At 65.0% G+C, this 12,059-nt stretch carries 7 protein-coding genes and 1 tRNA gene; 3 read left to right on the forward strand and 5 right to left on the reverse strand.

Annotated features, from left to right (window positions below):
• Positions 1-288: 288 nt before the first annotated feature.
• Entirely contained in the window at positions 289-927 is a 639-nt protein-coding gene (locus tag RUW20_RS18990) for a glutathione S-transferase family protein (RefSeq protein ID WP_313953783.1), read from the reverse strand.
• A 344-nt stretch (positions 928-1,271) separates the two neighbouring features.
• Between RUW20_RS18990 and RUW20_RS18995 the strand changes: the two genes are divergently transcribed.
• From RUW20_RS18995 to RUW20_RS19005, 3 genes are all read left to right on the forward strand, one after another.
• Positions 1,272-2,711, forward strand: coding sequence for an HDOD domain-containing protein (locus RUW20_RS18995; protein ID WP_313953784.1), 1,440 nt, complete (start codon positions 1,272-1,274; stop codon positions 2,709-2,711).
• A 245-nt stretch (positions 2,712-2,956) separates the two neighbouring features.
• Positions 2,957-3,033 (forward strand) — tRNA-Asp (locus RUW20_RS19000).
• A gap of 280 nt (positions 3,034-3,313) precedes the next feature.
• Positions 3,314-5,113, forward strand: coding sequence for a LysM peptidoglycan-binding domain-containing protein (locus tag RUW20_RS19005; protein WP_313953785.1), 1,800 nt, complete (start codon positions 3,314-3,316; stop codon positions 5,111-5,113).
• A gap of 104 nt (positions 5,114-5,217) precedes the next feature.
• Here the strand turns inward: RUW20_RS19005 and RUW20_RS19010 are convergent, their stop codons facing one another.
• From RUW20_RS19010 to RUW20_RS19025, 4 genes are all read right to left on the reverse strand, one after another.
• Entirely contained in the window at positions 5,218-7,257 is a 2,040-nt protein-coding gene (locus RUW20_RS19010; RefSeq protein WP_313953786.1) for an ABC transporter ATP-binding protein, read from the reverse strand.
• Positions 7,254-8,702 (reverse strand): ABC transporter permease, encoded by a 1,449-nt coding sequence (locus RUW20_RS19015; RefSeq protein WP_313953787.1) that lies wholly within the window; start codon positions 8,700-8,702, stop codon positions 7,254-7,256. The genes RUW20_RS19010 and RUW20_RS19015 overlap by 4 nt, the downstream gene beginning before the upstream one ends.
• Positions 8,702-9,679 carry an ABC transporter permease gene (locus tag RUW20_RS19020; RefSeq protein WP_313953788.1) on the reverse strand — a complete coding sequence of 326 codons (978 nt, stop codon included), beginning with the start codon at positions 9,677-9,679 and terminating at the stop codon, positions 8,702-8,704. Before RUW20_RS19020 ends, RUW20_RS19015 begins: the two co-directional genes overlap by 1 nt.
• A gap of 101 nt (positions 9,680-9,780) precedes the next feature.
• The gene (locus RUW20_RS19025) at positions 9,781-11,946 is read right to left on the reverse strand and encodes an ABC transporter substrate-binding protein (RefSeq protein WP_313953791.1); all 2,166 of its coding nucleotides are present in this window, start codon (positions 11,944-11,946) and stop codon (positions 9,781-9,783) included.
• Positions 11,947-12,059: the final 113 nt, after the last annotated feature.

Raw genomic sequence — 12,059 nt, forward strand, 5'->3', positions numbered from 1 at the left:
CTACGCCCGCTGGGTGCGGGGAAAGCGCCACTCACGCTGCGGGGCTGCGTCGGCTGCCGCACCGACCACAGGCGGCGTTTGCCAAAGAATGCCGACGGCCGCCGGTTCCGGCCTACCGGCGACAGGCCGATTGATACCGACCACGCCTCCTGGCGGCGGGGCGGAGCCGCCGCCACGAACGAGGGTCGCTGCGCCTGCTGTGGTTCGCTGCCGACCCGAGTGAGCCGTGTCGGCAGCGCGCTTATTCCGATCCAGCTCGACCCTGGCGGGGCTATCGTCTGGCCCGCTTCAAGCGCCCGGCATCACTGCCTGCACGCTGCTGCGCTCGTTCATACGGGCCATCCAGGCCCCGATGCTCGGCGCCGCCGCGAGCATGGCCTGGCCTTCCGGGGTCGCCCGAAGGTAGGCCAACACCGGCAGCACGTGCAAGTCGGCGAGACTCACGGTCGCGCCGCCGTAGTAGCTATCCCAGCCCAGCAAGCGGGTGATCTCGCTGAGGAACAACGCGGCCTTCGGCTTGGCCGCCTCGACCTGCGCTTCGTCGGTCTGGCCACCGAGCGAAGGCACCAGCACACGGGGAATGAAAATATTGGTGATCGACGCCGGATAGCCATAACTGTCAACGATGCTCATCACCTGATTGACCCGGATGCGTTCGACGGGCGTCGCCGGCATCAATGCCGGTCCCGGAAACGCCTCGTCGACGTAGCGCATGATCGCCGAGGCCTCGTAGAACGAATTGCCGTCGTGCTCGAAGGCGGGCATCTTGCCCCAGGGATGGCGGGCCAGATGCTCCTTCTCCAGTTGCTGGCTCTTGACCAGATCGACGGCCACGAGCGTGTGCGCTACCCCCTTTTCCTCCAGGGCCAGTCGGACGGAACGAACGTAGGTACTGATGGCATCGCCGTAAACAATGGGTTGGCTCATGATTTGTCTCCTGTCGGGTCTGTCGAAGGTTCGTGAATGGCGGACGTCGGCCGTTGGCCGCCGTCCCCGTATCATTCTGCCCCCTGAGCGCTGCTTTTGCACGCCGGAAAGCGAGCTGTCGCTTGCCCCCGCGGAATGTTGTCGCCGGTCGGCATGATCGCTGCCGCCGCTGGCGCCGGCACGAGCGTCCGCCAGCAGCCACCAACCCGGCGTGGCGATTGACTGCAGGGACCGGAAGCCCGGATACTCGCATCGGCGGGCCAGGTTTCTGGCCCTTCAACGGCCGCGCGTCCACCGGACAGCAACGGCAGATGATCTCCGCCAAAGAACCAGCGAGGCTGTGAATGGGACCAGCAGAACTTTCCTTGGGCGATGCGTCGCTGATCACGGTCACTTTCCTGTTCACCGACATCGAAGGGTCGACGAGCCTGTGGGAACGTGAGTCGAAAGCCATGCGGGTCGCACTGCAGCGCCACAACACGCTGCTCGCCGCGGCGATCGCACGCCACCACGGCTACGTTTTCAAGACCGTCGGCGATGCTTTCTGCGTCACCTTCGATGATGCTGCCGGCGCACTCCATGCCGCCAGCCAGATCCAGGAAAGCCTCGCCGCCGAGAAATGGCCGACAAAAGAGGGCCTGCGGGTGCGCATCGCGCTGCACACCGGCCCGGCGTACCTGTGCGACGGTGACTACTTCGGCACCACGGTCAACCGCTGCGCACGCCTGCTGGCCGTGACCCTTGGCGGACAAACGCTGCTCACCTCACCAACCGAGGCGCTGGTCCGCGAATCGTTGACCGCCGGCAGCAGCCTGCGCGACGCCGGCATGCTTCGCCTGCGCGACCTGCCGCATCCGATGCATGTTTTCCAGCTGATGCACCCGGGACTGTCGCCGAACCTGTTTGAACTTGGCAACACCTCGGGCAGCAACAAGCTGACGACCGAACCGCTGGCCCGCTTCAGGCCGGTCGATCTCTACGAGGTACCGACGCTGCCGTCGATCGTCATGCAGGCGCTCAAGGTAATGCAGGATCCGAATAGCGGCGCCGCGGCAGTGGAGCGGGTCATTGCGCATGACCCGGCGATCTCGGCCAAGCTCCTGCGCGTCGCCAACTCGGCTTTCTTCGGCTTCTCGCGACGGGTCAGCACCATCAGCGAAGCCGTCCGGGTGCTTGGCTTCACCAATGTTCAGGGGATGATCATCTCGGTGGGCGCCTTCGATGCCTTTCGCACCGAGCGGCTGAACCTGATGGACTTCTGGAAGCACTCGATCGCCACGGCGACCGCCGCACGCTTCCTTTCTCCGGCGGTGGACTGCTCGCCCGACGAGGCCTTCATGGCCGGGCTTTTGCACGACATCGGCAAGCTGATCTTCGCCATCCAGGCGGAACCTGTCTACCACCAGGTGCTTGCCCGCGCGCCCGCAAAGACTGCGATGGCCAGCCTGGAAGCGGAGAGAACGCTGTTCGAGTTCACCCACCCCGAGGTGGGCGAAATGGTCGCCGAGCGCTGGGATCTCCCGGCGCGCTACGTCGCCGCCATCGCCCACCATCACGATCCCGAGGCGGCCGGCGACGAACGCGCTTTCTGCGCGTTGATCGGGCTGGCCGACCGGGCGACCTACGCGGCCCTCCCCGGCCAGCAGGCGCCTGCCGAAGACGACGCCGAGCGCACTGCCCTGCTCGCCATCCTCGGCCTGAGCCCGCTGCACTGGGACAACTGCCAGCAGCATCTGAAAGAAGCGCAGCCGACTATCGAGGCCTTCCTGGGCGCTATCCGCTGAAAGCGCTTGCGGCACCCCCCCCGCGCGGCGCCGCGATCGCGCCGGCAGACGCGCGCGACATTCCGGCACGCCCTGCTCACCGCTCGCCACCGCCCCGCCCTGGAATGCTCCCGGCAAGCGCCGCTTGCGATCCAACCGAGACTCGCTTCACCCACTTGCTTGCCTGCCGAAATCCGCTATAATGCGCACCTTCCTTGATGGCGAGGGAATCACCCAGCATCAACTCACCATCAGCAGCGAAGTACGGAGTGGTAGTTCAGTTGGTTAGAATACCGGCCTGTCACGCCGGGGGTCGCGGGTTCGAGTCCCGTCCACTCCGCCAGCACACCAGAGCACAAAGCCCAGCCTGACTGGGCTTTGTGCTTTTTCGGGATCGTCTCCAGGCGGTCGACGCGAGGTGAATCTGCCGCTTCGCTGCAACGTCTGGCCGATCATCAGCGCCGCCAAAGAGACGTCGAGCGGCGCAAATGAACAGAACGGCGAGCCGATCTCTGTTCTATAATTGTGGGCTTGTAGCGCGGGACTTCGATCAGGCGAAACGTCGTCGTCGGGATCCGCTGGTACCCACTGGTACCACCCGCGAACACGCACAGGACCTACGGATGGCGCCACGAATCGCATTCGCAATTGTTTTTGCTCTTGCCTGCGGTGCCGCTTCCTCGGACGAGGCCGTCAGACAAGCCACCCCAGCAAACCTTTCAGCCCCGTACAACCCGGGCACAGCCGCAACTGCTGCCCCGGCAGGCGCCAACGGCCCGCTACCGGTCGTTGAACTTGCCCCGCCACCCCCTCTGCCGGAAACCGTCGACCTGACCTACGAGTCCGCGGAGATCTTCCAGCACCTGCGTCGTGGTTTCTCGATGCCGAACATCAACAACGCGCTGGTTCTGCATCATCAGCAATGGTATCTGAACCGCCCAGACTACCTGCGCCGCATGGTCGAGCGTAGCAGCCGATACCTGCATTTCATCATCGTCGAACTCGAGAAGCGCGGCATGCCGATGGAGATTGCCCTGCTGCCGATGGTGGAAAGCGCCTACAACCCCACCGCCTACTCACGCAGCCACGCTTCCGGTCTGTGGCAATTCGTCCCGGCAACGGGCAAGCAGTACAAGCTTGAGCAGAACTGGTGGGTGGACGAGCGGCGCGATATCGTCGCTTCGACCGGAGCGGCTCTCGACTATCTGCAATACATCTACGAACTGCACGGCGACTGGCACCTGGCGCTGGCCTCCTACAACTGGGGCGAGGGGGCAGTCGGTCGGGCGATCAAGAAAAACGAGGCACAGGGTCTGCCAACCGATTATCTGAGTCTGAAAATGCCTGAGGAAACGCGCAACTACGTTCCCAAACTGCAGGCCTTGAAAAACATCTTCAGCAACCCCAACATCCTCGCCGACCTTGGCATGCTCGGCGTTCCCATGCGCCCCTACTTCGCGACCGTCACCAACAGCGGCAACATCGACGTCAAGGTGGCGGCCAAACTGGCCGAAATGCCGGTCCAGGAATTCGTCGCACTCAACCCCGCGCACAATCGCCCGGTCATCAAGTCCGAAACGCCGATGATCATCCCGGCCGACAAGGTCGCAACCTTCAACCAGAACCTCGAGGCGCACGAGGAAAGCGACAAGCCGCTATCCTCATGGCAGGCCTACACCCTGCGTCCGGGCGAGAAACTCGAACAGATCGCGCCGCGTTTCGGCATGACCGTGGCCGGCCTCAAGGCGGCCAATGGGATCCGCGGTCGCACGCGGGTCGCTTCAGGGGAAACGCTGCTGGTCGCCGGTGACGGAAGTGATCCGGAACCGACGGGGCTGACCACTCCAGCAGAACAGCCGCTGGTCGTTGCCACGCCGCGCTTCTCGCCGGCGGCAGACCCTGACCGGGCGCCGGCCAAAGCCGCGACGACGACCACCACCATGGTCACGCGCACCCGCACGCACACTGTCCGCAAGGGAGAATCGCTCCTCAGCGTGGCCCAACGCTATGGCATGAGCCTGGCGGAACTCAAACAGCTGAACAAGCTGCGTTCCGATCGCGTGAACCACGGCACCAAACTGACGGTGGCCACCAGCGAACCGGCCAGCCCACCGGCAACGACTACGCGCCGGGTTCAGGTCGAGATCGCCAGCAAATCGGAACCGACGCGAAGCGCGGCAAAGGTGGCGCCCGCCAGCCGCTCGCACACCGTGCGGCGAGGAGAAACGCTCTACAGCATTGCGCAGCGCTACGACATGACGGTAGCCGAACTCAAGCAACTCAACAACTTGCGTTCCGATCAGGTAACCTCCGGCAGCAAGCTGCTGGTGGCCGCCCCCGACACCGCCAGCAAGCGCGCGCCAGACAAGTCGTCCACCCAACTCGCCGAAGCCGACGGCAAGCACGGGAAGAAGACCCGCTAGGCCAGCACGCCAGGGTCTGCGCGGCTGGCCGCTGTGGTCCCTGCACCCACATCCCGCCGCTCGTCTCTTGGCACTGCGTCTGGCCGCAACGAACCTCTACGACACTACGGAAAGAGATGACAACGCACCGTGTGCGTCGTCGACAGCGTGGTGCTATCCGGATAGCGTTCGCGGCAGGCCGCACTGGCTTGCCGGCAGCGCGGATGAAAATGACAACCCGCCGGCGGGTTTGCCGGCGATGGCGTTTCACCCGGCAAGCGGATGAACTCCGGTTGCGCGTCGAGACGGGCGCTGGGAACCGCCGACAGCAAGGCACGCGTGTAGGGGTGTTGCGGTGAGCGCAGAACGTCGTCGACCGTCCCGCGCTCGACGATGCGGCCCAGATACATCACCGCCACCTCGTGCGCCAGATGATCGACGACGGCAAAGTTGTGCGTGATGAACAGGTAGGCGAGCCCGAGCTCGGCCTGCAGCGTACCGAGCAGGTTGAGGATTTGCGCCTGCACCGAGACATCCAGGGCCGAGGTCGGCTCGTCACAGATGACCAGGTCCGGCTGGACGGCCAGCGCGCGGGCAATGGCGACGCGCTGCCGCTGGCCGCCCGAGAACTCGTGCGGATAGCGCCGCGCTGCCGCTGCCTCGAGCCCCACCTGCTGCAATACGGCGGCGATCGCCGCCTCGCTGGCCTGCCGCGACGAAGCAGTCGCCAGGGCGCTCATCCCCTCGCCGATGATCTCGCCGACCGACATACGCGGGTTCAGCGAGGCAAAGGGGTCCTGAAAGATCATCTGCATCCGCCGCCGAAGCGGCCGCCGCGCATTGCGCGACAAGCCACCGAGTTCCTGCCCCAGCAAGCGCACCTGGCCGCCGCTGGCAGGGATCAACTGCAGAATGGCCTTGCCGACCGTGGTCTTGCCGCAGCCAGACTCACCCACCAGCGCCAGCGTCCGGCCACGGGCCAGTTCGAGCGAAACGCCATCGACCGCCCGGACGTGCCCGACCGTGCGCTGCAGGATGCCACGCCGGATCGGGAAGTGAACGCGCAGATCCTGCACGCTGAGCAGCACCGGTTCGGCTGTGCCCTGGCCCCCGCCGACAGCGGCGGCAGGCGTCATGCCGCCGCCGCTGCCGCCGCCGACACTCTGCTCCTCGCCCGGCAGGCGATCAAGATGACAGCGCAGGCGATGACCGACAGCCACCTCTCGCCATAGCGGCGCCTGTTGGCGACAAAGCTCCCAGGCATGTGCGCAGCGGTCGGCAAAGCGGCAACCGGAAGGCATTGCAGAGAGCGGCGGCACCTGCCCGGGAATCGTTTCCAGGCGGCCGCCACGGCGTTCCAGGTCGGGCAAGGCGGCGAACAATTTCCGGGTATACGGATGACGTGCTGCCGAGAAGAAGATCTCGCGCGGCGCCTCTTCGACGATCTGCCCGGCGTACATGACGGCGACCCGCGTCGCCATCTGCGCGACCACGCCGAGGTCGTGAGTGATCAGCAGCATGCCCATCGCGTTTTCGGCCTGCAGCCGACGCAACAGTTCGAGAATCTGCGCCTGGATGGTCACGTCGAGCGCCGTCGTCGGCTCGTCGGCGATCAACAGGCGCGGCCTGCCGGCCAGCGCGACAGCAATCATCACCCGCTGCTTCATGCCGCCGGAGAGCTGGAAGGGGTACTCGCCGAGGCGGCGTTGCGGGTCGGCGATGCCGACCGCGGTCAGCAGTTCAAGGGCGCGGTCACGCGCCGCCTGCCCGGCCAGCCCGAGATGGCGTTCGAGCACCTCACCGAGCTGATGACCGACGGTCAGCACCGGATTGAGGCTGGTTGCCGGCTCCTGAAAGATCATCGCCATGCCACCACCGCGCACGCCGCGCATCTCGGCCTCTGGCAGACCGAGCAAATCGCGCCCGGCGAAAAGCACTTCGCCAGACGGAATCCGCCCGGCTGCCGGCAGCAGGCGCAACAGGCCCAGGGCGGTCGCCGACTTGCCACAACCCGACTCGCCCAGCAGGGCCAGCGTCTCGCCGGCAGCGACCTGCAAATCGACGCCATCGACCGCTACCAGCAATGCGCGGCCACTGGCGAAAGCGATACGCAGATCGCGGACCTCGAGCAGGATTTCGCCGCTCACCGTCGCCTCGTCGCTCATGCCGACCCCGCCATGCGTGGATCGAAGGCGTCGCGGATGGCGTCGGCGAGGAGGTTGGCGGCGAGGACCAGCGCAAACATGAAAGCGAAAGCGGCGGCCAGCGACCACCAGACCATCGGTTCGCGTGCCAGCTCCATGCGCGCGTTGTTGATCATCGTGCCGAAGCTGATCATGGTCGGATCGACACCGATACCAACGTAGGAGAGCACCGCCTCGGCGAGGACCAGACTCGAGAAATCCATCACCAGCGCGATGATCACGATGTGCATCAGGTTGGGCAGGATATGCCGCCCAATGATGCGCAGCTCGGCAACGCCGAAGGCCTGTGCCGCCTGGATGTACTCGAGTTCGCGCAGTTTCAGCGTCTCGCCGCGCAGCAGCCGGCACAGCCCGGTCCAGCTGGTCACCCCGAGGATGAAGCACAGTGCCAGCAGACGCAGGTCGGCGCGCTCGGCGGCGGTGGCGAACCACTGCGGATGATTGTCGATCACCACCTGCATCATCAGCACCGCGGCGGCGATCAGCAGGACCCCGGGAATCGAACTGAGCGTGGTGTAAAGGTACTGGATCAGATCATCGACCCAGCCACGGAAATAGCCGGCCAGAACGCCGAGAAAGATCGATAGCGGCAAGGTGACCAGCGTCGTCACCAGGCCGATGACCAGCGCCGTGCGCACGCTCTTGAGCACCTGGTAAAGCACGTCCTGGCCGATCTTGTCGGTGCCGAAGACGTGGTAGTCGACCGACAGCACAAGCAGCGGCGAGGCCACCAGAAACAGAACGCCGATGGCGGCGAGCACCGCGTTCCAGGCAAAATCACTCTCGTTGCTCCAGATGCGTCGCCAAGCCTCCCGCTGCGAGCAGGCTTCGGCGTGGGCCAGGCCACCGGCGCTGGCCGCCGCGATCGCCCACCAGGCGAGCAGGGCCATGCCCACGGCGCGCAGCAGACGCTGGCCGATGTCGGCGTCCCGGCGCGCCTCGTCGCTGCCGAGATGGGCGCCACCGTAGGTCAGGCGCGGATAATCGCGAGTCAGCAAAAGCTGGCCATCGGCGTCGCGCGACTCGATCGATTCCTTGGCGTAAGCGCGTGTCGCCAACGGCTCCGAATAGGTCTTTTCGTTACGCGTGCGCAGCGGCGTCAGGATGGCGTCAAGCACGGACAGGACCTCGACGGCGTAGGCTGCCGGCGGTTGCGCGACCGGCGTCGCACCCTGCCCGGCGTCGTTTTCCAGGCGCGGCCGATAATGAATCGAATCGAGCAGGCCGACCACCACGAAGACCAGCAAGATCGTCGCCGAGGCCATCCCGGCACGACTGCGGCCGACACGCTGCCAGGCGGTGCGCCACAGCGGATTGCGCGCCGACAGCCAGCCGAAGACGATCGCCGCCACGAAAAGCAGCCAGATCAGGACATCCGACCAGAGAATGACGGGAAGGACAGCCATCAGTTGAACCGTATCCGCGGGTCGACGAAGGTGTAGGAGAGATCGGTGAGGATCAGGCCGACGATGTACAGCACCGAGCCGATGAAGACCATCGCGCGAACAACGGCAAAATCCTGCGCGTTGATCGCATCGATGGTGTAGCTGCCCAACCCGGGAATGCCGAAGAAGGATTCGGTGAGCAGCGAACCCATGAACAGCAGCGGGATGACCACCACCACCCCGGTCAGGATCGGAATCATCGCGTTGCGCAGCACGTGCCGGAACAGCACCGCCAGCTCGGAGAGCCCTTTGGCGCGCGCCGTGCGCACGTAGTCGCGGGAGATCTCCTCGAGAAAGATGGTGCGATACCAGCGGGTGGACGAACCGATACCCGAAACGACGCCGATCAAGACGGGCAGGATGACGAACTTCCAGGCGTCGAGGCCGCCGCCATAACCGGAAATCGGCACCAGCCGCCACATCTTGCTGATCAGGAACTGGCCGCCAATGATGTAGAACAGGCCCGAGATCGACATCAAGGCCACGCACAGCACGACCCCCCAGAAATCGAGATAGCTGGCGCGGAAAAAAGTCAGCAGCAGGGCAAAGGAGACGGTGACCAGCAGGCCGAGAACGAAAGTCGGCAGCGCGATCGCCAGCGACGGCCCCATCCGCGAAGTGATCTCCCGGGCGATGTCACGGCCGTCTTCGGCACGGCCGAAATCGCCGACGAACATCCGTGCCGACTTGCTGAAGAAAATGGTATCGGTGAACACCGCGCTGCCACTCGCTGAGTCGTTGATGAACAACGGCTTGTCGTAGCCGCGGTCGGCCTTCCACTTGTCGATCGCCTCCGCCGTCACGCGCTTGACCCCGAGCTGCATGCGCGCCATGTCGTCCGGCGTGTTGACCACGAAGAACAGCGCGAAGGTGATCAGGTTCACCCCGATCAAGATCGGCAACGCATAGAGCAGGCGGCGAACGAGGTAGGCAAGCATGGTCGGCGACTATACCGCAAGCCGCGTTGACCGCCCGCGGCGCACGGTTCCGTGCATCGTCAGTCGCACGCCATCGGCAGCCAGAGGTGCGCCTGGACAGATCATCGGCGGGCGGTGCCCCGCTCACGACGGCGATAGCCGATCGCGGCCGGCAGGACGACGGCCAACAGCAGGACGGCGCCGGCGACCAGCGGCCACAGTACCGGCGGGTTCCACTGCTGCCGCAAACGCTCCCGGCGAGCGACGTCGATGCGCTGGTACTTGAGAATGTTGTTGCCGACGTCAGTCGATTTCCGGTTGTGCAGCCAGCTCTGGCCCAGCGTGTAGCTCTTCGGGTAAAAGCCGTAGATCCACGGTGCATCGTGCTGCAGCAGCGTGATCGCCTGGCGGATGATGGCCAGCCGTTCGGCAGCGCGTGGCCCATCGCTCTCCATGTTCTTCATCCGCTCGAACAGGCGGTCGTACTCGGGATTGACGTAGTTGGAGGCATTCTCGCCGCCGACCGCCACCTTGCCTTCAGAACCAGAGAGCAGGAACAGAAAGTTCTCCGGATCCGGGTAGTCAGCGTTCCAGCCCAGGTAGTAGAGCTGCACCGCGCCCTTGCGGATTTTTTCCTGAAAGCGGTTGAAATCCGTCGAGCGGACGACCAGCTGGACGTCGATCTTGGCGAACTGCCGGGTCAGCCAGTCGAGCCGTGACTTCTCGCCCATGCCGCCACTGGTGGTGTCGAGGTTGAGGACCAGCGGCTCGCCGCTCTTCGCGTTGCGACCATTCGGCCAGCCTGCCTCGGCGAGAAGTTGCTTCGCCTCCTCCACCGACTTGCGCCGCGGCCGCCCGTCGACCCAGTCGTACACCACCGGATTGTTGCCCGCTTCACCGTCGACATAGCCGAAGATCCCCGGCGGCAGCGGACTGGTCGCGGCAATGCCACGACCGTTCATGAAGATCGAGATGAACTCCTCCTGATCGATGGCGATCGACAGCGCCTGGCGCAATTTGGTGGTCTGCTCGGACAGGCTGCCGACCACCGGATCGAGCATGTTGAACCCCATGTAGAAGACCGATGGCCGCACGCTGGTCAGCAGGCGGATGCCCTTCTCGCGCATCTCGTCGGTCAGGCGAACATCACCGCCGACGCCAAGACGCACCGCCTGGTCGAAGCTGTCCGACGATATCCCCGAGGCGTCGTAGTAGCCCTGCAGGAACTTGTTCCAGTAGGGAATGGCCTCCTTCTCGCGCGAGAAAACCGCCTTGTCGATGAACGGCAAGGCCTTGCCACAGTCGGCCAGCAGCCCCGCAGCCTCGTCGCCGGGCTCGCCAACGCAGGGATAGGTCTCGCCATGGAAATTGGGATTACGCTCGAGCACCATGCGGCTATTCGGATCGTTGCGCGTCAGCATGAATGGCCCGGTGCCGACCGGATACCAGTCGAGCGTGAGGTTCTTCTCGGCCATCCCGGGCATGCTGTAGAAGCGATCCACCGCGCGCGGCACCGGCGCAAAGAAGGGCATCGCCAGCCAGTAGGGGAACTGCGGATACTTGCCACGCAGCTCGATGCGGTAGGTGTAGCGATCGACGCGCGTGACGCCGGTCAGTGGGAAGCGATCGAGATCCAGCCAACTGCCCGGCGGCAGCAGTTTGGCCTCCTCGTGCAGCGCAGCACCGAGTTCGCGCAGGCCGACGATCCGCTCGGCCATCATGCTGAAGATCGGCGAATGCAGGCGCGGGTGCGCCAGCCGCTTGATCTGGTAGATATAGTCGTCGGCGACCAGCTCGCGAGTGCCGGTCTCGGCAAAGTCGGCAATTTGATCGATACCCCGCAACTGCTCGGCGTCAAGATCGCGATAGACCGGCTGGCCGGCAGCATCGGTGGCGAACGCCGGATGCGGCTGATAGCGGATGCCGGGGCGAATGCGAATCTCGTAGACGCTATGCGCGATCTTGGCCGCTGGCACATCGGCCGACAGCTCGCCGCCCCTGTCGTCGAAATAGCGCGGCACCGGCACGCTCTCACTGGTCGCCGGTATCAGCGCGTACGGTCGCTTGAGATAGTGGTATTGCAGCGGCGGCTCGTAGATCTGCGCGGTGAAGGTGATTTCGTCCTCGCTGTACGATTGCACCGGATCGAGATGTTTCGGCCTGTCGGTAAACGCCGAATAGAGGATATTCTTGCCGCGCTCGGTTTGCGGATAGGGATCGTTCTGCTCGCTGCTGCACGCCGAGAGCAGGAACAGCAGCGAAAGAATGGCAAGGCGAAGAACGGGCATGGCCGGCAGTGTACCGTGTACTGCCAACTCCGGCGGTTCGGGCCGCCAGGCCGCACCGTCGGCCGCGGCAGAAGGGCCTGGAGCAATCGTCGGCGCCGGTCGGTTATTCCCTT

The organism is Accumulibacter sp., from assembly GCF_032229525.1.
GTDB lineage: Bacteria > Pseudomonadota > Gammaproteobacteria > Burkholderiales > Rhodocyclaceae > Accumulibacter.